The 23,537-nt window shown below is 63.3% G+C and carries 20 protein-coding genes and 2 pseudogenes; 10 read left to right on the top strand and 12 right to left on the bottom strand.

What is annotated here, in order from left to right; all coding sequences use genetic code 11:
- Positions 1 to 123 precede the first annotated feature (123 nt).
- Positions 124 to 1,932: an ABC transporter ATP-binding protein/permease gene (locus tag APH35_RS02870; protein WP_060493080.1), complete on the top strand. Its 1,809-nt coding sequence runs from the start codon at positions 124 to 126 to the stop codon at positions 1,930 to 1,932.
- A gap of 76 nt (positions 1,933 to 2,008) precedes the next feature.
- On the opposite strand, the gene APH35_RS02865 is transcribed toward APH35_RS02870, so the two are convergent.
- From APH35_RS02865 to APH35_RS02845, 5 genes are all read right to left on the bottom strand, one after another.
- Positions 2,009 to 3,214: an MFS transporter gene (locus APH35_RS02865; protein WP_012271525.1), complete on the bottom strand. Its 1,206-nt coding sequence runs from the start codon at positions 3,212 to 3,214 to the stop codon at positions 2,009 to 2,011.
- A gap of 114 nt (positions 3,215 to 3,328) precedes the next feature.
- A complete protein-coding gene (gene betI, locus APH35_RS02860) occupies positions 3,329 to 3,967 on the bottom strand; it encodes a transcriptional regulator BetI (RefSeq protein WP_012271526.1) in 639 nt (212 codons plus the stop codon).
- Positions 3,968 to 4,078: 111 nt separating this feature from the next.
- Positions 4,079 to 5,521 (bottom strand): purine-cytosine permease family protein, encoded by a 1,443-nt coding sequence (locus APH35_RS02855; protein ID WP_060493078.1) that lies wholly within the window; start codon positions 5,519 to 5,521, stop codon positions 4,079 to 4,081.
- Positions 5,522 to 5,579: 58 nt separating this feature from the next.
- Complete coding sequence (locus APH35_RS02850) at positions 5,580 to 6,764, bottom strand: iron-containing alcohol dehydrogenase (protein ID WP_060514164.1); 1,185 nt, start codon at positions 6,762 to 6,764, stop codon at positions 5,580 to 5,582.
- Between the two features lie 12 nt (positions 6,765 to 6,776).
- Entirely contained in the window at positions 6,777 to 8,267 is a 1,491-nt protein-coding gene (locus tag APH35_RS02845; RefSeq protein WP_156341189.1) for an aldehyde dehydrogenase, read from the bottom strand.
- A gap of 399 nt (positions 8,268 to 8,666) precedes the next feature.
- On the opposite strand from APH35_RS02845, the gene APH35_RS02840 reads away from it, so the two are divergent.
- The 5 genes from APH35_RS02840 (at position 8,667) to APH35_RS02820 (ending at position 13,747) form a co-directional block, all read left to right on the top strand.
- Positions 8,667 to 10,901 (top strand): TonB-dependent siderophore receptor, encoded by a 2,235-nt coding sequence (locus APH35_RS02840; protein WP_012271530.1) that lies wholly within the window; start codon positions 8,667 to 8,669, stop codon positions 10,899 to 10,901.
- Between the two features lie 55 nt (positions 10,902 to 10,956).
- Entirely contained in the window at positions 10,957 to 11,244 is a 288-nt protein-coding gene (locus tag APH35_RS02835; protein ID WP_012271531.1) for a hypothetical protein, read from the top strand.
- Entirely contained in the window at positions 11,241 to 12,761 is a 1,521-nt protein-coding gene (locus tag APH35_RS02830; protein WP_060514162.1) for a PepSY-associated TM helix domain-containing protein, read from the top strand. Before APH35_RS02835 ends, APH35_RS02830 begins: the two co-directional genes overlap by 4 nt.
- On the top strand, positions 12,758 to 13,096 hold the full coding sequence (locus tag APH35_RS02825) for a DUF3325 domain-containing protein (protein WP_041166449.1): 339 nt from the start codon (positions 12,758 to 12,760) through the stop codon (positions 13,094 to 13,096). The genes APH35_RS02830 and APH35_RS02825 overlap by 4 nt, the downstream gene beginning before the upstream one ends.
- A gap of 111 nt (positions 13,097 to 13,207) precedes the next feature.
- Entirely contained in the window at positions 13,208 to 13,747 is a 540-nt protein-coding gene (locus APH35_RS02820; protein WP_012271534.1) for a histidine phosphatase family protein, read from the top strand.
- Positions 13,748 to 13,750: 3 nt separating this feature from the next.
- On the opposite strand, the gene APH35_RS02815 is transcribed toward APH35_RS02820, so the two are convergent.
- Together APH35_RS02815 and APH35_RS02810 are read right to left on the bottom strand one after the other, a co-directional pair.
- Positions 13,751 to 14,536: a sulfite exporter TauE/SafE family protein gene (locus tag APH35_RS02815; protein ID WP_012271535.1), complete on the bottom strand. Its 786-nt coding sequence runs from the start codon at positions 14,534 to 14,536 to the stop codon at positions 13,751 to 13,753.
- A gap of 110 nt (positions 14,537 to 14,646) precedes the next feature.
- Positions 14,647 to 15,240, bottom strand: a complete 594-nt coding sequence (locus tag APH35_RS02810; RefSeq protein WP_012271536.1) for a helix-turn-helix domain-containing protein — start codon at positions 15,238 to 15,240, stop codon at positions 14,647 to 14,649.
- Between the two features lie 115 nt (positions 15,241 to 15,355).
- Between APH35_RS02810 and APH35_RS02805 the strand changes: the two genes are divergently transcribed.
- From APH35_RS02805 to APH35_RS02795, 3 genes are all read left to right on the top strand, one after another.
- Complete coding sequence (locus APH35_RS02805; protein ID WP_012271537.1) at positions 15,356 to 16,492, top strand: NAD(P)/FAD-dependent oxidoreductase; 1,137 nt, start codon at positions 15,356 to 15,358, stop codon at positions 16,490 to 16,492.
- Positions 16,493 to 16,503: 11 nt separating this feature from the next.
- A complete protein-coding gene (locus APH35_RS02800) occupies positions 16,504 to 16,881 on the top strand; it encodes a RidA family protein (RefSeq protein ID WP_012271538.1) in 378 nt (125 codons plus the stop codon).
- Between the two features lie 94 nt (positions 16,882 to 16,975).
- Positions 16,976 to 18,049 carry a YkvI family membrane protein gene (locus APH35_RS02795; protein ID WP_060514161.1) on the top strand — a complete coding sequence of 358 codons (1,074 nt, stop codon included), beginning with the start codon at positions 16,976 to 16,978 and terminating at the stop codon, positions 18,047 to 18,049.
- A 152-nt stretch (positions 18,050 to 18,201) separates the two neighbouring features.
- Here APH35_RS02795 and mcpA (APH35_RS29655) read toward each other — a convergent pair.
- The 3 genes and pseudogenes from mcpA (APH35_RS29655) to APH35_RS02785 form a co-directional block, all read right to left on the bottom strand.
- Positions 18,202 to 18,798 (bottom strand): annotated as a pseudogene (gene mcpA, locus APH35_RS29655) (methyl-accepting chemotaxis protein McpA); the annotation flags it as partial.
- A 258-nt stretch (positions 18,799 to 19,056) separates the two neighbouring features.
- Positions 19,057 to 20,088, bottom strand: a pseudogene (gene mcpA / locus APH35_RS29650) (methyl-accepting chemotaxis protein McpA); the annotation flags it as partial.
- A gap of 142 nt (positions 20,089 to 20,230) precedes the next feature.
- Positions 20,231 to 21,109 carry a LysR family transcriptional regulator gene (locus tag APH35_RS02785; protein ID WP_012271541.1) on the bottom strand — a complete coding sequence of 293 codons (879 nt, stop codon included), beginning with the start codon at positions 21,107 to 21,109 and terminating at the stop codon, positions 20,231 to 20,233.
- A gap of 101 nt (positions 21,110 to 21,210) precedes the next feature.
- On the opposite strand from APH35_RS02785, the gene APH35_RS02780 reads away from it, so the two are divergent.
- Positions 21,211 to 21,639: a PACE efflux transporter gene (locus APH35_RS02780; RefSeq protein ID WP_012271542.1), complete on the top strand. Its 429-nt coding sequence runs from the start codon at positions 21,211 to 21,213 to the stop codon at positions 21,637 to 21,639.
- A 36-nt stretch (positions 21,640 to 21,675) separates the two neighbouring features.
- Here the strand turns inward: APH35_RS02780 and APH35_RS02775 are convergent, their stop codons facing one another.
- A complete protein-coding gene (locus APH35_RS02775; protein ID WP_060493071.1) occupies positions 21,676 to 22,734 on the bottom strand; it encodes a hypothetical protein in 1,059 nt (352 codons plus the stop codon).
- Between the two features lie 120 nt (positions 22,735 to 22,854).
- Entirely contained in the window at positions 22,855 to 23,523 is a 669-nt protein-coding gene (locus APH35_RS02770) for a GntR family transcriptional regulator (RefSeq protein WP_012271544.1), read from the bottom strand.
- Positions 23,524 to 23,537 lie beyond the last annotated feature (14 nt).

Here is a 23,537-nt window from a genome sequence, read left to right as displayed (position 1 = left end):
GTGGCTTGAAATCCAAGCCCCACACATTGTCGCTTCTACAGTTCATGAAATGTGCGTCATCTATGCCTGACGAATCGCGGGACAATGCTACGCTCGCGGAAATACTCATCACGGATACCTACCATGGAAATGAACTGGCACCAGGCCCTGCAAGAGAGCCTGAGCTGGCTGGCGATCGCCTCGTTCATCACCCTTGTCTGCTTCACTGCAGCCGCAGCACTGGCTGTGCGTTGCACGCGCTGGGGTAGCCAGTTCTGGCAGCTCGCCGGGCCCTATTTCAGTTTCAGGCGCAGTTGGCGACCGTTGCTGGTGTTTGCCCTTCTGCTGGTACTGACGCTGTTCTCGGTTCGGCTCAATGTGCTGTTTTCATTCTGGTACAACGGCTTCTACAGCGCCCTGCAGGGCCTCGACCAAGCCGCTTTCTGGTACCTGCTCGGGGTCTTCGCGGTACTGGCCACCATCCACGTGCTGCGCTCGTTGTTTACCTTCTATGTAAGCCAGGCATTCAGCATCAAGTGGCGGGTCTGGTTGACCGAGCGCCTGACCCACGACTGGATGCAGGGCGATGCCTACTACCGTGGCCAGTTCCTCGCCGAGCCGGTGGACAACCCCGACCAGCGTATCGAACTGGACGTCAATGCCTTCGTCACCAACTCGGTCACCCTTGCCCTGGGTGCGGTCAGTGCGCTGGTTTCACTGGTGGCGTTCACCGGTATCCTCTGGGGGCTCTCAGCACCGTTGACAGTGGCCGGGGTGGAGATACCTCGGGCGATGGTGTTTGCCGTGTACCTGTATGTCATCGTCGCCACCTGGGTCGCCTTCCGCCTCGGGCGCCCGCTGATCCGCCTGAACTTCCTCAACGAAAAACTCACCGCCAACTTCCGTTACGCGTTGATGCGCCTGCGTGAGAACGCAGAGAACATTGCCTTCTATCAAGGTGCGCAAGTGGAGCGGGGCACGTTGCTGGGCCGTTTTGCTGCCTTGATCGTCAATGCCTGGGCATTGGTGTTCCGGAACCTGAAGTTCAGTGGCTTCAACCTGGGGGTCAGCCAGGTTGCCGTGGTGTTCCCGTTCATTCTCCAGGCGCCGCGCTTCTTCAGTGGTGCGATCAAGCTGGGCGATGTCATGCAAACGTCCCAGGCCTTTGGCCAGGTGCAGGACTCTTTGTCGTTCTTCCGAGAGTCGTACGATGCGTTTGCCCAGTATCGCGCTACCCTCGACCGTCTGACTGGTTTTCTCGATGCTAACGAGCAGGCAAGTGGGTTGCCGCGAGTGACTACCGAAGACCAGGCGCATGCGCTGCAGATCATGGGGCTGCAGGTACTACGCCCGGACGGACACGCCCTTATCGCCGACCTGGACTTGAGCTTGCATGCCGGTCAGGCGCTGTTGATCAAAGGGCCATCGGGCAGTGGCAAGACCACGCTGCTGCGCGCCCTGGCAGGGTTGTGGCCGTATGCCGAAGGTGAAGTCAGGCGGCCGACGGGTCACCAGGCGTTGTTCCTGTCGCAGCGTCCATACCTGCCACTGGGTGACTTGCGTACCGTCATTGCCTATCCGGCAGCCGGCAAGCCCGAGGATGAGGCGCGAATGCAGCAGGCGTTGCACCAGGTCAACCTGGCCCACCTGGCCGAGCGCCTGGACGTCAGCAGCGACTGGTCACACATCCTCTCGGTGGGTGAGCAGCAGCGCCTGGCGTTCGCCAGGGTGCTGTTCAACCGGCCGCAGGTGGTGTTCCTCGACGAGTCCACCTCAGCGATGGATGAGGGGCTCGAGCATGCCCTGTATGCGCTGCTGCGCTCAGAAATGCCGGGTGCATTGCTGGTCAGTGTCGGCCACCGCAGCACGCTGGCAGGGTTCCATACCCACCGGCTGGAGGTGAACGGGCAGGGCGGCTGGACGTTGCTGGAGCAGCAGGCAGCGATGGCCTAGCCCGGATCGATCCAAGCATGTATCCGCCAGCCCCACCACCAGAGGCTGGCGGTCATGGACATGGCGGTGGTAGTGATCATGATCCTGTCACCTTCATTAGCGTCAGTCCCGCCAGGGTGGCGCCGGCAAACCCCGCCCCGACCAGGAACGTTGCCTGGAACCCCACACCATCCCACAACAACCCGGCTACTACGCTGGCCGCCAGCAGCGCCATACCGGTCAGCAGGTTGAACAGGCCGAAGGCGGTACCACGCAGGTTGGCCGGGGCGCTGTCGGCGATCATGGCCGCGAAAATGCCTTGGCTGAAGCCCAGGTGCAAGCCCCAGGCCGCTACCCCAAGGGCCAACCCGGCCCAGCCCGGCAGCAGGGCCAATAGCAGGTCGGCAGTGATCAGCAAACCCAGCCCGACCATCAGCACGCCACGGCGCCCCACCCGGTCCGACAGCACCCCGGCGGGGTAGGCCGACAGTGAGTAGGCCAGTGCCATCAATACCAGCACCGCCGGCGCCCACAAAGGTGCCAGGCCCATGTCTTGCGCACGCAGCAGCAGGAATGCCTCGCTGAAGCGGGCGAGGGTGAATAACGTGGCCAGGCCGATCAGGCGCCAATAGGGCGGCCCAAGGCGCCCCAGTTCGTGCAGTGCCAACGGTGAGCGTACCGGCCGCCCCGTGGCCGGCGTTTCAGGTTCGCGAACGAAGGCGATGAGGATGTATACCGCCACGAAAGCAGGGATCACCGCCACCCAGAATACAGTCTGGAAATGGCTCGCGGTCAGCCACATCAACACGATCGCCAACAACGGTCCGAGGAAGGCGCCCACGGTGTCGAGGGCCTGGCGCAGGCCGAACGCCGCGCCACGCAACTCGGCTGGCGTAACATCGGCCACCAGCGCATCGCGCGGCGCCCCACGAATGCCTTTTCCGACCCGGTCGACGAAGCGTGCCGCCGTCAGCCACTCAAGCCCCGAGGCCATGGGAAATACCGGTTTGGTCAGCGCACCCAGGCCGTAGCCGAGTACCGTCAGCAGCTTGCGTTTGCCCAGCCGGTCGCTGAGAGCACCGGAAAATACCTTGGTGATCGATGCAGTCGCCTCGGCGATGCCTTCGATAAAGCCCACAGCTACTACCGAAGCACCAAGCACACTGACCATGTACAAGGGCAACAGGGCGTGGATCATTTCCGAGGAGATGTCCATGAACATCGACACGAAGCCCAGTGCCCAGACACTGCGAGGGATTTTCGTCAGGCCCCTGGCGGGGCTGCTGTCTTCATTGCTGCGCATCTGGGCTCTCGGCAGAGTTGTACGTTCGAAACTGTAGGAGCCCCTACGCAGGATGCAAATCGGATGTCGCAAGTGAAAGCAGGTACATGCTCAGGCAGATAACCCCCACAGCTCTTAGACGGGCTGCGCACCAATCAACAGCTGCGCCGTCTGCAAACAGCACTTTTCTGCCTTGCGGGCGCTGAAAGCCCTATGGTCCAGTGCCCACTCCAACCAGAAGCCATCAATCAAAGCGGTGATAATCAGCGCGCTGCCCTTGGCATCTAGCGCCAGGTCTCGCTCGGCTGCGATGGCTTTGAACACCCCCTCAAGCTCCTTGCGGTAGTCAGCATAGAGTTTGCGATTGAGCTCCCGCAGTTGCTCGGAAGACACCGCCGCGCTCCAGAAGCCGAGCCAAGTGGTGAGGATGAACTCATTGAAAATGCTGCCCCGGAATGAGGAGCGGATGATCGCGGTGAGACGCTCCACAGGCGTACTGCCCTTGGTTTCCAGATAGCGGCGGGTCTCCTCGCGCAACTGGTTGGTGAGCTCCTGATAGGTGGCGAGCATCAGTTCGTCCTTGCTGGAGAAATGATGACCGATCAGCCCGACCGACACCTCGGCCTCGTCGCAGATGCGTTCGATGGTAGTGCCGGCGTGGCCGAAGCGCGTGATGCAGCGCATGGTCGCTTCGACGATGGCCTTGCGCCGTGTCTCTGGATCGACTCTGGTCCTGCGCTTTCGGGGCTTATCGTTCTGGCTGTCCACGCTCATGGCTGAATCCGTTTCTCTCACTGGAATGGCAAGCCCGCCCGATGCAGAGCACCGGGCGGGGACGCCAATCTAACAAGATTTACCGATGCGTGCAGGTGCCGAAGCTCAACCTCAAGCTGTTGCGCCGTTTTCCAGGTCCTGATCGAGGCGGCCGACCTGACTGAGCTCTTGTTTAATGTTTTGCGAGCGGCACAGCCACCAGTAAGCGAGCGCCGATACCGCGAGGCCGATCGGCATGCTGATGTCGGCGCCGTCCAGTTGCCGCGCCACGTAACCGGTGTACAGCCCAGTCGCGGAGAATGGCAGCATGACCACGAAGCCCACCAGGTAGGCACCAATGCCCCGCCAGTTCCAGCGTCCATAGATGCCTTTGGGCTTGAAAATTTCCCGGATAGAGAACTTGCCGTGACGCACTACGTAGAAGTCCACCAGGTTGATCGCCGTCCAAGGCGTGAACAGGTACAGCAGGATTGCGAGGAAGTCACCGAAGTCCTTTACGAAGTTGTCGGAGGCGGTCATCGCGATATAGATCGCCGCGCCGCCCACTGCCAGCATCGATAGCACACGCTTGAGCAGGGTCGACGTCTGGGGCTTCACCGTGTCGACGATGCTCAAGAGCGTGATCGACGCGCCGTAGAAGTTCTGTGCGGCACTGGTCACCAGGCTCAGCACGGCGAGAATCAGGACAAACTCGCCGAAACCGTGGAACACCATGTCGCCCAGCAGCACCAAGCCCTTGGCGAGATTCTGGCCGGGACTCAAGGCGGCGGCCAACGCGCCGAGGAGCATCATCCACACGCCACCGATCATCGCGCCCAGGTACGTCCACCAGAACGATGAGCGGACACTGACATTCGGCGGCAGGTAGCGCGAGTAGTCCGACACATAGATCGCCCAGCTCAACTGGTACGCGGCGGCAACAAAAAACTGCGCAAGGAAGGGCGTGGCCTTGAAACCGCTGAGGGTCAAGTGCTCCTGCGGCAGTTTCACGTAGACGCACAGGCCGACGGTAAACACCGCCATGACCCCGATCAGCAGGAACGCCAGCCAGCGCTGCACCTTGTGGAAGGTGTTGTAGCCGGCGATGGCCATGGCGATGGCCACTAGCGAGAAGAGGATCGCCGAGGGCTCCTGCGGGGCGTCGAACAGCTCGTGCAGGGTCTGCCCCACCAGCAGTTGGTTGAAGGCGTTGTAGCCAACGTAGGTGACGATGGCCACCACGTACACCAACAGCGCTCCCAAGTAGCCGAACTGCGGCCGCGACTGGATCAGTTGCGGCAGCCCCATCTGTGGCCCCTGGGTGGAGTGCCCGGCCATGAACAGGGTGCCGAAGGCACAACCGAGGAAGATGGCGATGGCGGACCACATCAGGTTGGCCCCCAGGCCGATGCCGATGATGCCTACCGCCAGGGTGGTCAGGTGCGCCTCGCCACAGAACCAGATTGGCCACAGGTGCCAAGCCTTGCCGTGGCGCTCGGCGAGGGGCACGTAGTCGATGGAACGGGTTTCCAGATTCAGCCGTCCGTTGGCGGAGGCAGTCTTGGGAGCTGACATGGGGTTCGTACCTTTATTGATATTGTTGTGAGCACAGCAAGGTCGTCGCTTCCCGCGACTAGGCCCGTTTCTCTTCCAGGGCTTGATGCAGCAGCGCTTCCAGGTCTTCGAAACTGCTTGGGCGCGGGTTGGTCTGCCGCGCCGGATCGCCCATGGCTTTGCGCGCAATGGCTGGAATGTCATCGCTGCGTAAGCCCAGCGAGGCCAGGGAAACCGGGATGGCAAGGCGGTCCAGGCACGCACAGATCGCCCGTTGGAAGCTCTCGAAGTCTTCGCCCGCCAACCCCATGGCGCGACACACCGGCCCCAGGCGCGGCTCGATGGCCGCGCGGTTGAAGCGCAGCACCCTGGGCAGAATCATGGCGTTGGTCAAACCATGATGGCTGTTGTAGGTGGCACCGACCATGTGGCTGAGCGCATGGACCAGGCCAAGCCCTTTGAGGAAGGCCACGCCCGCCAGGCACGAACCGATCAGCATGCGTCCGCGTGCTTCGAGATCGTCGCCCTGTTCCACAGCTTGCTCCAGGGAACCCCAGAGCAGCTCCAGCGCCTGCAGCGCGGCGCCGTCGCAGAGCGGATTGAAGGTTGGCACGAAGTAGGCTTCCAGGGCATGGATGACCGCATCCAGGCCGGTCCAGGCCGTCAGGTGCGCCGGCAGGCTGAGGGTCAGTTCGGGGTCGAGGATCACCGCCTGGGGACGCGCCAGCGGATGCCAGACGCAGCCTTTGATAGCGCGCTCGCTGTCGGTGAGCATCGCCGTGCTCTCGGTCTCGGCACCGGTGCCGGCGGTGGTCGGGATGCAGATCACCGGCGGGAAATCGTTGGCGACCAGGCCTTCGGGTACCGGCTTGTCGAAATCGAACGCCCACAACGGCAGACGTGTCTGCCGGGCCACCAGGGCCACGGCCTTGCCGCCGTCCAGGCCACTACCGCCACCGAGGGCGATGATGCCGTCGGCGCGCCACTCGCGAAACGCCGCGGCGCCTTTGAGCACGGCGCGATCACTGGGGTTGGGCTCGACCTCGCCGAACAGCCCGCATGCCAGGCCCGCATCGTTCAGCAAGTCCTGCAGCTCGGCCACGAAGGGCAGGCGCATCGAGCCCTGGTCGGTCACGATCAACGGCCGGGAAATGCCATGCCGTTTGCACAGCTCGACCAGCGCGGTCCGCGCGCCAGGGCCGTACTCGATGGGAAGTGGCAGGCTCCAGCTCTGCCGCGACAGGGGGGAAAGATTGTCAATCACGGTATTGCACCTTCAGCAGCGGATGATGGTCGACTTGAGTTCGCTGTACTTGTCCAGGGCGTGCACGGAGTTGTCCCGGCCATTGCCGGACTCCTTGAAGCCACCGAACGGGAAGTTCATGTCGAGCAGCTCGTCGTAGCAGTTCACCCACACGGTGCCGGCACGCAGGCGTCGCGAGGCACGGCGGATGGCGCCGAGGTCGGCCGACCAGAAGGCCGCCGCCAGGCCGTATTCGCTGGCATTGGCGACAGCGATGGCGTCGTCCAGCCCATCGAATTCGATGACGCTCAGCACCGGCCCGAAGACCTCTTCGCGGGCGATGCGCGAGGTGGCGTCAGTGGCGAAGATGGTCGGTTGCAGATAGTGGCCGCCGGGGACCGCCGCGCAGTCCTCGCCCCCCAGCAGCAGGCGCGCTTCACGCTTGCCCAGCTCGATGTATTGGCGTACACGCTGGTACTGGGCTTCATCGATCAGGCTGCCGGTGACGCTGGTCGGGTCCAACGGGTCGCCGGGCAGGTAGGCGCGCGCGGCCTCCAGCAGTTCGGCGATGAAGGCCCCGGCGATAGGGCGTTGCACCAACAGGCGCGAACCTGCGCTGCACACCTGGCCCATGTTGCTGAACACCGCAGCCGCGGCAGCCTCAGCCGCACGGTGCAGGTCCGGGCAGTCGGCCATGACGATGTTCGCCGATTTGCCGCCCAGCTCCAGCCAGACGCGCTTGAGATTGCTGTCCGCCGCATTGCGGCTGATCTGCCGGCCAACAGCGCCGGAGCCGGTGAAGGCCAGGCAGTCGATCTGCGGGTGCAGGCTGAGCAGGCGACCGGTCTCGCCATCGCCCGGCACCACGTTGAAAACGCCCTCGGGAATACCCGCCTCGCGGGCAAGGCCGGCAATGCGCAAGGCGCTCAGCGGGCTCTTCTCCGAAGGCTTGAGGATTAGGCTGTTGCCGGCGGCCAGGGCTGGGGCGAACTTCCAGGTCGCCATCAGCAGCGGGTAGTTCCAGGGCACTATTGCCGCCACCACGCCGACCGGCTCGCGGGTCACGGTGCCGAGGAACTGCGGATCGCAGGCGGGCACCTCGCCGGTGACCTTGTCGACCAGCTCGGCGAACCATTCCAGGCAGTAGATGGAACTGGGAATATCCACCGCCGTGGTATCGGCGATGGGTTTGCCAGTGTCCAGGGTTTCCAGCAGCGCCAGCTCCTCGGCGTGCTCCCTCATCAACGCAGCCCAGCGCAGCAGAACGGCCTTGCGCTGGCGTGGTACCAGGTCGGCCCAGCCACCGCGCTCGAATGCCCCGCGGGCGGCAGCCACGGCGCGTTCTACGTCAGTCCCACGGCACAACGCAACCTGCGCCAGCTCGCGGCCATCAATCGGGCTGCACACAGCAAGCGTCTCGCCTTCGCTGGCCCCCACATAGGCACCGGCGATGAACGCACGCGCCTCCACCACCAGGTCGGTGCTTCGTCCACGCCAATAGACGGCATCTCTGAGTTGCGGCATGCGCATCTCCTCATGTTGTTTTTGTTTAGGCTCGGAGATCCTATGGCATACTGAAAATCTATTCAATAGTGAGGCGGTTGCTATTGAAGACTTTTTCAGTAATGACCGAAAATGGTAGCGCTATTTTTTCCGCCAAGGTCACCAGAGGGCTCGGTGACAAATAGCGAGCTCGGCGTTGCCGAGTCCGCCGCGAGCCTAAAGCGGCGCTCTATTCCGCGGTTCAGCAAAGTTCCGTTACAAACATGTAAAGTTCGTAAATAAGATTTACTCGCATTTGCGATTCCCTATATTTACCACCCCTGTTGGCCGCCAAACTGTGTTTGCGGGGCCGGTGGGCGAGGGCTCCCGGTTTCCGACAGGGATGTGCCTTTTTGCTCATGAATCGCAGGAGATGTACCCATGCAGTGCAGAACTTCACCCAACAGCCTGGCCCTGGCGTTCGTCGCGCTGGCGTCGCCGGCCATGATGGCCACCGCGGCAGAAGCCGAGGAGCAGCGTGCGGGTGAGGTGCTGGAAGTGCCGGTTGCCGACAATGCGTTGGTGATCCAGGACACCCTGATCACTGCCGAGCGCGAAGCGCGACAGGCCCTGGGTACGTCGATCATCACCGCCGAAGACATCAAGCGCCACCCGCCGGCCAATGACCTGTCCGACATTATTCGCCGCGAGCCCGGCGTCAACCTGACCGGCAACAGCGCCAGTGGCGCACGCGGCAACAACCGCCAGATCGACCTGCGCGGCATGGGCCCGGAAAACACCCTGATCCTCATCGACGGCAAGCCGTCCAGCGCGCGCAACGCCGTGCGCTATGGCTGGAACGGTGACCGAGATACCCGGGGTGAAACCAATTGGGTGCCGGCCGAAGCGGTCGAGCGCATCGAGATCCTGCGGGGCCCGGCCGCCGCACGATACGGCTCCGGCGCTATGGGCGGGGTGGTCAACATCATCACCAAGCGCCCTTCTGACGAGCTGAAAGGCAGCGTCAGCCTATACACCCAACTGCCCGAAGACAGCGCCGAAGGCGCCAGCCGCCGGGCCAACTTCAACCTCGGCGGTGGGCTTACCGATAACCTCGGCTTCCGCCTGTATGGCGGCCTGGCCAAGACGGATGCCGACGACCTGGACATCAACGCCGGGCATGCCACCAGTGCACTGGTGGCGGGGCGTGAAGGGGTGCGCAACAAGGACATCAACGGGCTGCTGAGCTGGAAACTGAACGACGAGCATCGCCTCGAAGCCAGCGCCGGTTACAGCCGCCAGGGCAACATTTTTGCCGGCGACACCATGAACAGCAATGGCGGCGGCGACGTCGATTTCGTCTCCAGTCTGTACGGCCACGAAACCAACGTCATGCAGCGCAGCACCTACGACCTGACCCACCTCGGTGATTTCACCTGGGGCACCAGCAAGACCACGCTGGCCTACGAGTACGTGCGCAACTGGCGGCTCAACGAGGGCCTGGCAGGCCGCACCGAAGGTGCGCCAAGCGACGAGGGTGGAGCCATGTCACGCTTGCGCAACACGCGCCTGAGCAGTGAAGTTAACCTGCCGTTCGCCATGGGTAGCACCGAGCACGTGCTCACTTTGGGCGGCGAGTACCTGTATGAAGCCCTCAACGACCAGGGTTCGTTGCGCCCGCAAAGTTCCGACCCCACCAGCAATGGCGGGCTTGTCGGCTTCGATCGCAGCAGCTCGAAGATGACCGCACGCAGCTATGCGCTGTTCGTCGAAGACAACATCATTGTTGGCGACACCACCATTACCCCTGGCTTGCGCTTCGACCACCACGAAACCTTCGGCGACAACTTCAGCCCCAGCCTCAACCTGTCCCACAAGCTGACCGAAGCGCTGTCGGTAAAAGGCGGCATTGCCCGTGCCTATAAGGTTCCGAACCTGTACCAATCCAACCCCAACTACTTGCTGTACAGCCGCGGTAACGGTTGTAGTGTGCAGCAGACCAACAACGGTGGCTGCTACCTGCAGGGCAACGCCGACCTCAAGCCCGAGATCAGCGTCAACAAGGAGATCGGCCTGCAGTACGACCGTGGTACCTGGCGCACCAGTGCCACCTACTTCCGCAACGACTACAAGAACAAAATCATCGGTGATACCGATGTGCTTTACACCATCGGTACCGGCAGTCGCGTGACCCAGTGGGACAACGCCGGCAAGGCGCGGGTCGAAGGTATCGAAGGCAACCTCTTCATCGAGCTGACCCCGACCCTGGACTGGAACACCAACCTGACCTGGATGCTCGACAACGACAACCGCGAGACGGGCGAGCCGCTGTCGGTGATCCCGGAATACACCGTCAACACCACCCTCGACTGGCGTGCCACCGAGCAGCTGTCGTTCCAGGTGGCAGGTACCTATTTCGGCAAGCAGAAATCGCCGACCTACAACTACCGCACCCAGCAAGACTACGACAAGACCGCACAGCAGGACGTCGAGGCCTATGGCCTGGTGGACGTGAGTGCCGGGTACAAGTTCAACGCCAACTACGACGTGCGCGTGGGGGTGAACAACGTGTTCGACAAGCAGATCCTGCGGGGTGGCAATGCCAGCAGCTCGGGGGCAAACACTTACAACCAGCCGGGCAGGGCGGTGTTCGCTGCGCTGAACATCAATTTCTGAGACCCGGGCCGCTTTGCGGCCCATTCGCGGCGGACACGTTTTTCCAGGAAGCCAAATGTTTAAATTTCCCGCCTGGCTACAAATCCTCTCCCGCAGCGGCGCCGCGCTGCTCGGCGGCTATGCCCTCAGCTACGCCGCCAGTGCGTGCCTGGCTCGTACCCTGCCGCTGTCCGCCACCGACGCGGTCATCGTCGCAACACTGCCGGCCTTCATCTTCTACACCGCCGCCATCCTCTGGGCGTTTGCCTGCCGTGATGCCCTGCGCGCCTGGGCGCCGCTGGCGCTGGCAGTGCCCCTCAACCTGATCGGCTTCTGGCCGCAAGTGCTGGGGTGGCTGGCATGAAGAACACCTTCACCCAATCGATGGCCTGGCTGCACACCTGGGCCGGGCTGATCTTCGGCTGGCTGCTGTTCGCCATCTTCGTCACCGGCACCCTGGCGGTGTTCGACAAGGAGCTCAACCACTGGATGCAGCCGGAAATCCCGGCCACCCAGGTGTCCCAGGCCGACGCCGCCCGGCGCGCCATCACCTACCTGCAGGCCCATGAGCCGCAGGCGGGCAACTGGGGTATCAGCCTGCCGAGCGAGCGATCGCCTGGGTTGCGCGTATCCACCGGTGAGCGGCGCCACGGCGGTGGCGTGCAGCTTGACCCGAGCACTGGCGAGGCCATCGAGGTGCGCGACAGCGTGGGCGGCAACTTCTTCTTCCGCTTCCACTTTACCCTCGACCTGCCACGCAACTGGGGCATCTTCGTGGTCGGTGCGCTGGCGCTGGTGATGCTTGCTGCGTTGGTCACCGGTATTGTCATTCACAAGAAGATCTTCAAGGAGTTCTTCACTTTCCGGCCAAACAAGGGCCAGCGTTCGTGGCTGGACTTTCACAATGCCAGCGCTGTGCTGTTGCTGCCGTTCCACTTGATGATCACCTACACCGGCCTGGTGATTTTCATGCTCATCTATATCCCTGCCGGGGTCGATGCATTGTTCGCCGGCGACACGCGCGCCTACTTCCAGGCCCAGGGCAATGCACGCCTGGAACAGCCCCGTGGCGCGACAAGGCAGCCAGCGCCGCTGGTCGATGTGGTGCCGTTGCTGGCCCAGGCCGAAGCGCGCTTGGGGCCGATTGCTGGCTTGAATATTCGTAACCCCAACACTGCGGCAGCGCGTATCGAAATCCGCCCCGAGTTGGGCAACCGCATTGCCCTGGCCAAGGGGCAGGCGATGGTCTTCGATGGCGTCAGCGGGCAGTTGCTCAGCGACGTGCCGCAGTGGCGCGCGGTGCCTTTGACCCAGCGAGTCATGGTCGGCCTGCACTTCGCCCAGTTCGGCGGTTACCCGATGCGTTGGTTGTACTTCGTTTGCGGGCTGGTCAGCTGCCTGATGATCGCCAGTGGTCTGGTGCTGTTCTGCGTGAAGCGCGGGCGCAAGTACACCAGCACCACGGCCGATGCTTCGGCGCGACGATGGTACCGGGTGGCCGAGGTGTGCAACGTCGGCTTCATCAGCGGCCTGTTGCTGGCGTGCGTAGGGCTGCTGTGGGCCAGCCGGTTGCTGCCGGTTGACCTGATACAGCGGGAAAGCTGGGAGGTGCGTGCGTTCTTTGGCATCTGGCTACTGGCGCTGTTGCATGCCGGCGTCAGGCCGGCACGCCGGGCCTGGGCCGAGCAACTACTGCTGGCGGCAACGCTGTGCATTGGCCTGGGTGCGTTTGGCGGCTTTGAAGACTCGATGCGCCAGGGGGTTGCGACATGTGCGCTGGTGCTGGGGGTAATGCTTGGGCTGGCGGCCTGGCGGGTGCGGCAGGCGCAACCGGTGCCACAGAAGGCCAGGGCGGGGCGGCGCATGGAGGCCGAGGCATGACGATGTGGGTCATAGGCGGCGTGCTGTTCGCCTACGCCGGCATGCTCGGGCTGTGCCAAGGGCTGGAGCGGCACTACAAGCAGGTGTGGAATCGCACCTGCCCACGCGTGTTGCGTATCGGTCTGCGCAGTGCAGGTTGGTTGGCGTTGCTGGCTAGCCTGACGCTGTGCGCCCAGGCCTGGGGCTGGGCCATGGGGCCGGTGGCATGGTTCGGCGTGCTGTCGCTGGCGGGCTTGTTGCTGGTGATGCTACTGCCGTACTGGCCGCGGCTGGCAGTGGGGCTGGTGGGGGCGCTGCCGGTATGGGGATTGGTGCAAGGGGTTTCTTCGCTGTGAACTGAACGCTCCTGCAAGGGGTACGCGTTTGTTCAGTCGACGACATTGTTGCAGCCAAAAGCCTCGCAGCATGCTAAACCATTGGCCCCAGCCTGCTGCGAGAGAGCCCCGGTGAAAGCCATTCGCCTTACCTTTATCTGCCATGCCCTGACCCAGGCTCAGAAAACCGGAAGCCTGCACTGTGCAGATGATGGCATCTTGCCGTTGACCCAGAAAGCCGACGTTCTTCTGCCCGGCATGCGCGTGCTGACTGCGCCAGAACGGCGAGCCTGCGAGACGGCGGCGTGGTTGTCGGGGCAGGTGCAAATCGAGCCGGCATTGGCCGATTGCGACCTGGGGCGCTGGCAAGGGTTGTCGTTGAAACAGTTGCAAGCCGAGCAACCGCAGGCGTTGGCCGAATGGCTGCACGACCCGGCCAGTGCGGTGCATGGTGGGGAGTCGTTCGCTGCGCTGTGCCAGCGCCTGGCCGCCTGGCTGGCGGCCTTCGACAGGCCGGGTGAATGGTTGGCGGTGACCCACCCGATGGTCATGCGCGCGGTACTGGTGCAGTTGCTAGGGTGCCCGTTGACTGCTGGTCAGCGTATCGATGTGCTGCCACTGTCACGCCTGGTGTTGAGTTTCACCGGGCAGTGGCGACTGCGCCTGGGCTAAGGCTCAGAACGCGAGCTTGTAACCGATCAGTAACAGCATGGCGGCCAGGCACGGGCGCAGCACGCGGTCGGAGATGCGTCCGGTGAGGTGGCTGCCCAGGTAGATACCCGGCAGCGAGCCCAACAGCAGGTAGCCCAGCAACGACCAGTCCATGTTGCCCATGCCCGCGTGGCCCAGGCCTGCTACCAGTGTCAACGGTACGGCGTGGGCAATTTCGGTGCCGACCAGCCGGCGGGTGACCAGGAACGGGTAAAGCAGGAACAGCGCCACGGTGCCCAATGCGCCAGCACCGATGGACGTGAGGGTAACCATCACGCCCAGCACCACACCGGTCAGCACAGTGAGGATATTGAGGCTGCGGTCACTGAGGTGGTAGTGGTCACCGGCATGGCGGCTGGCGAAGGCCTGCAGGCGCGATTTGAACAGGATGGCCAGCGCAGTGAGGATCAGCACCACCGCCAGGCCTTGCTTGATGATCGCATTTAGCGCCGAGGTGTCGGTGTGCAGGGTGCTGAGGAACCACAAGGTCAGCGCCGCAGCGGGCACGCTGCCCAGGCTGAGCAGGCCGGTGATCTTCCAGTCGATGTTCTTTTGGCGCGCATGCACCCAGACGCCACTGGCCTTGGTGATGGCCGCATAGAGTAGGTCGGTGCCGACTGCTGTCGCCGGGTTGATGCCAAACCACAACAGGATCGGGGTCATCAGCGAGCCGCCACCGACGCCGGTCATACCGACGATGAAACCCACGACCAGGCCAGCAATGGTGAAACCGAAAGAACCTACATCCATACGCTACTCGACTGCCCAACTTTGCCCGTTATCGGATGCAAGCCAGCATATAGATTTTTTTATAGCCAAATAGACTTGTTCGTTATTAGGTTATAACTGGGTGCACCCAATCACCGATCGGTCATCACCACCATGACATGCGCATCACCCCCGTCATCGCTTTCCGACAGGTAGATGTGCCCTACCTGGCTGTCAAAATAAGCGGTCTCCTGCGGCCCGATGCTCACCGCTTCTCCGGTTTCGAACTCGATGCGCACACGCCCGCTCAGTACCAGGGCGAACTCTTGCCCTGGGTGGCGGATAAAATCGTCGAACTGGCCGCGTTCGCGGGCAATGATGCGGGCATAGGCCGGTGTCATGCGCCGTTCGGGGAAGTCACCGGCAATCGGGTGATAGTCATAGGTACCGGTCGAATAGCCCGCCGCCGCCGGCAATGAATCGACCACTACGGTCACCGGCACCGGGGCGCTGACCGTGCCGCTGGCGCGAAACAACTGGGCGATGTCGACATTCAACGCCCGCGCTGCGGCGGCGAGCTTTTCATAGCTGACCGACACCTGCGCCAGTTCCATCTTCGACAAGGTGGATACCGGCACGCCACTGGCTTCGGACAATTGCTTTAGGGTCATCTGGCGCGCCTTGCGCACCTGGCGCAGGCGCTGACCGACTACGGCGCGGTCGAGCAGGGGTAGGGCAGCGGGCATTCAGGGTTCTCGGTATACGGCGTTGGTCGGGCATCTTACCTTGGACCCTTGCGCATTTCTAAATTCTCATATATTAGAATTCTCATAAATGATAATTTGCCTGACAGGAGCGTGCATGACCCCGACCTACGACACCCTGATCATCGGTGCCGGCATTGCCGGCGCCTCGCTGGGCTATCGCTTGGCCGGCCAGCAGCATGTGCTGTTGCTCGAACGCGAGTCGCAGCCTGGCTACCATTCCACCGGGCGTTCGGCGGCCATGTTCATGGAAGCCTACGGCACGCCACAGATACAGGCGTTGACCCGCGCCAGCCGGGCCTTTTACGAAGCGCCGCCGCAGGGCTTCTGCGAGCACCCGCTGCTGGAACCGCGTGGCTGCCTATATGTGGCCAGCCTGGAGCAGCACGCGCTGCTGGAGCAGACCCACGCGCAGAACCTGGCCAATGGCACCGAAGTCAGCCTGCTGGACCGTGACGCCGCCCTGGCCCTGGTGCCCAGCCTGCGTGGCGAAACCCTGGCCGGCGCAGTACTTGAGCCGGGCGCGATGGACCTGGATGTGCACGCCCTGCACCAGGGCTTCTTGCGCGGTTATCGCGCGGCCGGCGGTGAGCTGCGCTGCAACGCCGAGCTGATCCAGGCCTGGTACCTGGACGGCCTGTGGCAGGTGGAACTGGCTGATGGCAGCCGCGTGCAGGCACGCCAACTGGTCAATGCCGCAGGTGCCTGGGCCGACCGCGTGGCCGAGCAGTGCGGTGTGGCGCGCATCGGCCTGCAACCGTGCCGACGTAGCGCCTTTACCTTCCCAGGCCCTGCGGACCAGGACTTCGCCCGCTGGCCAGCGGTGATCGGCGTCGACGAAAGCTTCTACTTCAAGCCTGATGCCGGCCAGTTGCTTGGGTCGCCTGCCAATGCCGACCCGGTCGAACCGCAGGACGCCGCGCCCGAGGAGCTCGACGTGGCCTTGGGTATCTACAACATCGAAGCCATGACCACCTTGGCGATCCGCCGCCCCAGCCACACCTGGGCCGGGTTGCGCTCGTTCGTTGCCGATGGCGACCTGGTGATCGGTTTCGATGCACACGCTCCCGCGTTTTTCTGGCTGGCGGCGCAAGGTGGCTATGGCATCCAGTCGGCAGCGGGCGCTTCGCGCCTGGCCGCCGACCTGCTGCTTGGCCAGCCCTTGTGTCCTAGCCTTGTCAGCCAGGGCGTGGCGCCCGAGCGCCTGTCCCCGGCCCGTTTCCAACACCCTTGAAGGAGTACCCCATGAGCAATGACATCCAGCGTTTCCCCAGCAGCCTGCCGTTCCCTTTCTCCCGCGCGGTAAAGGCCGGTGGCTTTCTGTTCCTCTCTGGCCAGGTGCCGATGAGCGCCAGCGGTGAAGTGGTACGCGGTGATATCCAGGCCCAGACCCGCGCAGCCTGCGAGCGCATTGCCGAAAGCCTGGCCGCTTGCGGGGCGCGTTTCGACCAGGTGGTCAAGGCCACGGTGTGGCTGTCGGACATGAGCCATTTCGCCGGTTTCAACGAGGTGTACAAGGAGTTCTTCGGCGCGGCGCTGCCGGTGCGTTCTACCGTAGCCTCGGCGTTGGCGCTTGGGGTGGATGTAGAGATTGAAGTGCAGGCGTTCGTCGGCGACCTGTGACCGAACAAAGCGCTTTTGTAGGCGCAGCGCAAGGCTGCGCCAACAAGAGATAGGCGGCGCCAATGACACAACAACAATAAATCCAGAGGTTCACATGCAAGAGCAGCTGAAGATTGCCGGCGCATTTGTCGGCGTGATCGTGGGGGCGGGGTTCGCTTCGGGGCGGGAACTGTTGTTGTTCTTTGTCGATTTCGGCGTGTGGGGGCTGGTTGGCGCGTTGGTCAGCGCCGCCTTGTTCACCTTCCTTGGCATGGCCTTGGCCGGCTTGGGCAACCGCCAGCAGGCCACTTCGCACAAGGACGTAATCCAGGCCATCTGTGGCCGTCACCTGGGCCTGTTCGTCGACTGGCTGATCACCTTTTTCATGTTCGCGGTCACCGTGGTCATGCTGGCCGGCGGTGGTGCGTTGCTGGAGCAGCAGTTCGGTATTCCGGCGCTGACCGGCAGTGTAATGGTGACGCTGGTGGTGGTGGCCATCGTGTGCCTGGACGTGCGCAAGGTGATCCTGGCGATTGGCGCCATTACCCCGCTGCTGATTCTGGTGGCCTCGGCAATTGCCTTGTACGCCGTGTTCACCCGTGAACAGAGCTTCGCGGCGCTCGACCAGCTGGCCAGCCAGCAACAGGCCGGCACCCGCCACTGGTTGCTGGGTGCGTTCCTGTATGTGTCGTACAACATCGTGGCCGGTGCGCCGATCCTGGCCATTCTGGGCGGTTCGGCCAAGGGCGAGAAAACTGCAATATGGGGTGGCCTGCTGGGTGGTGCGGCACTGGGTGGCCTGATGCTGGTGATGAGTGCCGGGCTGTTGTCGCGGCTGGACAGTGTGGCCGACCTGCCCATGCCGATGCTGTCGATTGCCAACGAAGTGTCACCGCTGCTGGGGCTGGTGATGTGCCTGATCATCTTCGGCATGATCGTCAACACTGCAGTGGGCACGCTGTTTTCGTTCCTCTCGCGGCTGTTGCCGGCAGGCACGGCGAAGTTCCGTTGGGGCTCGGTAGTGACCGGGGTGGTGGCGTTCGGCTGCAGCCTGGTGGGGTTCATCAGCCTGGTGGGCCAGGTGTACCCGCTTTTCGGTTATTTGGGCTTTGTACTGATGGCAGCGGTGTTGCTGGCGTGGGTGCGGCGGGGTAGGGCCGTTAAAGCGGCGCTCACTGCTGACGCATGATTTGCTGCTGACGCGATCCCCTGTAGGAGCGGCCTTGTGTCGCGAAAGGGGCGCGTTGCGGCCCCGGACTTTCAGCTAAGCCGCAGAAATTGCCGGGGCCGCTCTGCGGCCCTTTCGCGACACAAGGCCGCTCCTACAGGGTGTGTTCCGATTTAGATCCTGAAGCTGCCTACCAGCTGTTTCAAGCGCCCGGCCTGCTGGGCCAGCTGATCGCAATGGCGCAGGGTGTCGTTGAGGTTCTCCACCCCTTGCTGGTTCAGGGCGTTGATCTGGGTAATGTCCAGGTTAAGGCTCTCGACCACGGCGGTCTGCTCTTCAGTAGCCGTGGCCACCGACTGGTTCATGCCATCGATTTCGCCAATACGCTGGGTCACGCTGGCCAGGCGTTCGCCGGCCTGGTTGGCCACCTGCACGGTCTGCTCGCTGGAAACCTGGCTGGTGTTCATGGTGTGCACCGCTTCGCGCGAGCCCACCTGCAGGCTGGTGATCATGCGGTGGATTTCTTCCGCCGATTCCTGGGTCCGGTGCGCCAGGTTACGCACTTCGTCGGCCACCACGGCAAAACCACGGCCGGCTTCACCGGCACGGGCCGCTTCGATGGCGGCGTTCAGCGCCAGCAGGTTGGTCTGCTGCGAGATGCCCTTGATCACGTCGAGTATCTTGCCGATTTCGTCGGTGCTGGCGTTGAGCGTTTCGATCTGCGCGCACGACTCGCTGATGCGCTGCGACAGGGCCGTCATGGCGCTGATGGCTTCTTCAACCACTTCACGGCCACCGTGCGCCTGTTCGCTGGCACCGCTGGCATGTTGCGAAGCATCGGCGGCATTGCGGGCGATTTCCTGGGTGGCTGCGCCCAGTTCGTTGATGGCCGCAGCCACACTGTTGGTGCGCATGCTCTGTTCTTCAGAGCCGCTGATAGACGCATTGGACGCACTGACCACTTTCTCCGACAGGTCATGCACCAGGCGGGTGGCCGAGGACACTTCGCTGATCGAGGCATGGATACGCTCGACAAAGCGGTTGAACGAGGTGGCCAGTTCGCCGAACTCATCCTTGTTCTGCACGGCCAGGCGGCGGGTAAGGTCACCTTCGCCTTCGGCGATGTCACGCATGGCGCGGCCCATGGTGGTCAGCGGGCTCATCAGCACAGGGATCAGCAGGCCGAGCAGGCCGGCAATGGCGGCCACGGCAATCAGCATGGCAATGATCGCCGAGGTGCGGAACTGGCTGAGCGCGGCGTAGGCTTTGTCCTTGTCGATGGACAGGCCGATGTACCACTGCGCCGACGGCAGGCCGTTCACCGGGGCGAACGAAATGATGCGGTCCTGGCCGTTGAGGGTGACATCCTGCATGCCGGCGGCAACCCGCAGGTTGCTGCCTGGGTAGATGTCCTTGAGGTTCTTCATCACCTGGTCTTTGTTGGGGCTGACGATCACCTGGCCGTTGGCGTCGGCCAGGAAGGCGTGACCGATGCCACCGAAGTCGACCGAGTTGATGATTTCTACCAGGGTATCGAGGGTCACGTCACCGCCGACCACGCCGATCAGTTCGCCATTGCTCTTGCTCTTCACCGGGGTGGCGATGGTTACCATCAGGCCACCGACCGCACCCTGGTATGGGGCGGTCAGCACGGTTTGCCCGGCGCTGGCGGCGGCGCCATACCAGGGGCGCTGGCGCGGGTCGTAACCGGCGGGCATCTGGGTATCCGGGCGCTGGGTGAATACGCCGTTGGCCTGGCCCAGGTAGGTGAACAGGAAATTACGCGTGTAGGACGGCTGCTCGATCAGCCCGGCCAGGGTGTCGCCGGCGCCTTGCTGGCCGATGTCCTGGGCCAGGTTTTCCAGCACCAGGATGCGCCCGCTCATCCAGTTCTGCACGCTGCTGGCAGTCAGTGCACCGGACTGCTGTACCGAGGCTTCGATGTTCTGGCGGATGGTGTTGCGTTGCAGGTAGTCGTTGTAAAGCGTGAACAGGGCAAATGCCAGGACCACGACGCCGCAGGCGCTGAGCAGGATCTTGTGGCGAAATTTCAGGTTCATGTTTCGAGACCTTGAGCCAATGAGGGGAGGGCGCAGCGCGCTCATGACGCACTGCGGGGCCTATCGACCGAGATATCGGCTCAAGGGGTAAAAGATTGAAGCGCTTACAGAAATTTCTTACGGTCGTTTCGACAGACGGCAGTCACTGCTCAGCCAACTGCTCGATCAGCAGCCGTGCGGCCTGCTGCAGCGGCTGTTGTTTGCGCCACAGGATATGCACCGGCAACTGCAATTCGTTGCGGGTATTGCGAAAATCCAGGCGTACCAGGCGCCCGCTGGCCAGCAGCGGCGCGACCCGCGACAGCGGCAAGTCGCCCCAGCCCAGGCCGGTTTCCACCATCTGCAAAGCCAGGTCGAAGCTGTCGGTGAACCAGTGGGTGGCGCCGATCAGAGGGCGAGGGTCAGCCAGTGGCAGGTCGCGGCTGCGCACCAGAATCTGACGCACTTGGGTCAGGTCCTCAAGGTAGTGGATACGCCCCTCACGCAAGGCCGGGTGGGCCGGTGACAGCGTAGCCACCAGCGTCTCCATGCCGATGTGCTGGAAGCCGCGCCGGGCATCGACCTGCAGGCCGGCAAAGGCCACGCAGAGGTCGGCGCGGCCGCTGTCCAGCAACTGCAGGGCTTCCTCCTGCGGGGCGCTCAGCAGGGCGATGTCCAGCAGAGGGTGGCGCTCGCCGAGGTTGGCGATGGCCGCCAGCAACGGGCGGTGATCGATGTCGGGTGCCACCGCCAGCGTCAGGCTGCTCTCCAGCCCCTGGGAAAGCTCCAGGGCATGCACCTGAAGCAGCCCCAACTGCTCGGCAATCAGCCTGGCGTGTGGCTCCAGGGCCAAAGCTTGTGCAGTTGGACGAACTTCACGCGGGCCGCGTTCGAATAGGTTGTAGCCAAGTTCCGCCTCAAGGTTGCCGATGGCCATGCTCACGGCCGACGGCACGCGTTTGAGCGCGCGCGCAGCGGCGGAAAAGGAACCGCGGTCGAGCACGGCAAGAAACAGCTGGATGTTGTCGCTGGAAAAATTCATGGCAGCCTCCTGTCAGTAGATCTGACAGCTGCTTACTTTTGCTGTCAAGTGTATTGAAGCATGATCGCCCCCATCGCTTTTCTCATTGGAGGTAATCCCGCGTGCAGGGACTGAAACGCAAACTGGTCTACGTGACGTTCTATGAACTCATCGGGCTGTGCATGTCGACCCTAGGGCTGGCTTACCTGTCGGACACGCAGGCGTCGCACACCGGGCCGCTGGCGGTGATGATCACCACCATCGCCATGCTCTGGAACCTGGTCTACAACAGCCTGTTCGAGTATTGGGAGAGCCGCCAGGCCAAGCGTGGTCGCAGCGTGGCGCGGCGGGTGGCGCACGCCATCGGCTTCCAGTTGACCCTGGTGGTGTACCTGATCCCGCTGATTGCCTGGTGGCTGGACATGACGTTGCTGGAAGCGCTGCTGGTGGACATGGCGTTCATCATTCTGGTGCCGTGCTACACCTTTGCCTATAACTGGGCGTTTGATCGGGTGTTTGGGTTGCCCAACTCGGCCATGGCTACAGCTTGATCTAGCGGGTACTGGCCTCTACGCGGCACAAGGCTGCTACGGCGGCAGGCGAATGATCAATGGCGCCTGCTGTTGTTTCACCTGCTGCACCGGTTGTTCCACCGGTCGCGGCGCACTGGCCAGCAAGCTGTCCTCAACCTGCCCCGACAGGTAGTACACCCCCGCCATGGCCCCGCTCTGGCGGTTCTCCATCAACTCCTGCCACTCCTGGTTCAACGCCACGTTGAGGATCACCCGCAGCTGCTCGACCATCTGTGGTTGTTCACGGTCATGGGTCATCATCCCGTAACCGGCCGCTGCAATCGAAATCATCGCCCCTGCCACCTTGCCCACTGCCGATGCCACGGCACTGGCAATACCGCGTGGGGCCAGGGTGGCGCCGAGTTTTTCGCTTGCCTGGGTGGCCACCGAGTTCAGCCCGACATCGGTCTTGCCGGGGCCTTTGCTGGCTTGCTGATGCAAGTGCTGGCGCATGGCTTGCCATGCCGGTTGCTGGTCCAGCGACTTGGCCCGCAGCAGCTGATAAAGGCTGGCATTGCGCGCATCCGGTGGCCCCAGGGCGATGACGGGAATACGGTTCAGGCGCTGGCTGAACTGCTCGGGCGGCGCGTTGTAGCGGCTGATGATGGCCGGCAGTTGCTGGCCGAGCAGTTGCAGGTACAGCTCGCAGGCCCGGTCGCGAATGCCCTCGGGGTTGATCTGCTCGGCCACCGGCTCGATCACCCGTGCGTGATACTGCTCCTGCAGGTATAGCGCCAGGCGCTTTTCTGCCGGTTCCCGGCCCTCACCACTGTCGAGCTTGTACCAGGCCACCTTGAGGGTGAGCCACTGCTGGGTCCAGTAGCCAGTGAACCAGGGGATGAAGTCGCTTTCGGTACGTTGCTGTACCTGTTCTTTCCACACCCGCATGGAGCGCCGGGCATAGTCATTAGCCGAGCCGGCGGCGCCCACCGAGGCATCGATCAACTCCTGGTCGATGCGTTGCCAGGCAGCGGGGGTGAGTACTGCAGGTGGCGGCGGGGCAGGTGGGCGCTTGCTGGCACAACCGCCGAGGGCCAGCAGAAGGCACAGCAACAAAAGCATTCGAGAGCTCACGCGACCGCCTCCCTGTTAGAGGCTGGGGTGGTTCTCGCAGTATAGGGTGGGGTGCGAGCTGCTGCCGTGCAGCCCATCGCCAATCGCCTGCCCAACGCGCTCCCAAAGGAACCCGCGTAATCACTTCAGGACGAGCTTTTCTTCCAGGCGGTCGAGGTGTTTGTGCATCAGCCCCAAGGCCGCCTCGGCATCACCTTGCTCGACGGCATCGATGATTGCTGCATGTTCTTGCCACGCGCAGTGGTCACAGCACGGCGACTCGTAGCGGGCGATGATCAGCGAGGTCATCGGCACCAGCCCATTGAGAAAGCGTGCCAGTGGTGCGTTGGCCGCCACTTGCGCCAGTTTCAGGTGGAACTCGCCGCCCAGGCGGATCGCCGAACAGCGTTCGCCACTTTCATGGTGCTGGCGCTCGCGCTCCACCAGTTGCCGCAGCTGGCGAACCTGCGCCGGCCGGGCGCGTTGCGCGGCCAGGGTAATCAGCGTGGTCTCGGCCAGGCGCCGGGCGCTGAGTACCTGGCGTGCCTGGTCTGGGTCGGGCGCGGCCAGGTGTGCGGTGTGGCTGGGGCGCTGCACCACCACTTGCTGGTCGGACAGGCGCCCGAGCACGCGGCGGATCACCGTGCGGCTGACACCAAAGGCATGGCCCAGGGCCTCCTCGGGCAGCAGGCTGCCGGGTGGCAGGCGCTGTTCCAGGATGGCATCGAACAGGCGCGGGTAGATCTGCTCGGCCGACAGGCGGGTTTCACCGGCCGCGAGCAGGGCAGGCAAGTGGTGGGCGGCGTTCATGGTCGCTCTCCTGA

This window comes from Pseudomonas sp. NBRC 111132, assembly GCF_001320565.1.
Lineage (GTDB): Bacteria > Pseudomonadota > Gammaproteobacteria > Pseudomonadales > Pseudomonadaceae > Aquipseudomonas > Aquipseudomonas putida_P.
Note: the sequence above shows the minus strand (reverse complement) of the source record. Positions and strands in the feature narration are given on the sequence as shown.

Excerpts from the sequence above, each read along its gene's own strand:
- APH35_RS02785 (WP_012271541.1), bottom strand. The coding sequence starts at position 21,109 with ATGAATTTTTCCAGCGACAACATCCAGCTGTTTCTTGCCGTGCTCGAC.
- APH35_RS02810 (WP_012271536.1), bottom strand. The coding sequence starts at position 15,240 with ATGCCCGCTGCCCTACCCCTGCTCGACCGCGCCGTAGTCGGTCAGCGC.
- betI (WP_012271526.1), bottom strand. The coding sequence starts at position 3,967 with ATGAGCGTGGACAGCCAGAACGATAAGCCCCGAAAGCGCAGGACCAGA.
- APH35_RS02815 (WP_012271535.1), bottom strand. The coding sequence starts at position 14,536 with ATGGATGTAGGTTCTTTCGGTTTCACCATTGCTGGCCTGGTCGTGGGT.
- APH35_RS02835 (WP_012271531.1), top strand. The coding sequence starts at position 10,957 with ATGTTTAAATTTCCCGCCTGGCTACAAATCCTCTCCCGCAGCGGCGCC.
- APH35_RS02870 (WP_060493080.1), top strand. The coding sequence starts at position 124 with ATGGAAATGAACTGGCACCAGGCCCTGCAAGAGAGCCTGAGCTGGCTG.
- APH35_RS02825 (WP_041166449.1), top strand. The coding sequence starts at position 12,758 with ATGACGATGTGGGTCATAGGCGGCGTGCTGTTCGCCTACGCCGGCATG.
- APH35_RS02840 (WP_012271530.1), top strand. The coding sequence starts at position 8,667 with ATGCAGTGCAGAACTTCACCCAACAGCCTGGCCCTGGCGTTCGTCGCG.
- APH35_RS02865 (WP_012271525.1), bottom strand. The coding sequence starts at position 3,214 with ATGCGCAGCAATGAAGACAGCAGCCCCGCCAGGGGCCTGACGAAAATC.
- APH35_RS02770 (WP_012271544.1), bottom strand. The coding sequence starts at position 23,523 with ATGAACGCCGCCCACCACTTGCCTGCCCTGCTCGCGGCCGGTGAAACC.
- APH35_RS02855 (WP_060493078.1), bottom strand. The coding sequence starts at position 5,521 with ATGTCAGCTCCCAAGACTGCCTCCGCCAACGGACGGCTGAATCTGGAA.
- APH35_RS02830 (WP_060514162.1), top strand. The coding sequence starts at position 11,241 with ATGAAGAACACCTTCACCCAATCGATGGCCTGGCTGCACACCTGGGCC.
- APH35_RS02805 (WP_012271537.1), top strand. The coding sequence starts at position 15,356 with ATGACCCCGACCTACGACACCCTGATCATCGGTGCCGGCATTGCCGGC.
- APH35_RS02800 (WP_012271538.1), top strand. The coding sequence starts at position 16,504 with ATGAGCAATGACATCCAGCGTTTCCCCAGCAGCCTGCCGTTCCCTTTC.
- APH35_RS02795 (WP_060514161.1), top strand. The coding sequence starts at position 16,976 with ATGCAAGAGCAGCTGAAGATTGCCGGCGCATTTGTCGGCGTGATCGTG.
- APH35_RS02845 (WP_156341189.1), bottom strand. The coding sequence starts at position 8,267 with ATGCCGCAACTCAGAGATGCCGTCTATTGGCGTGGACGAAGCACCGAC.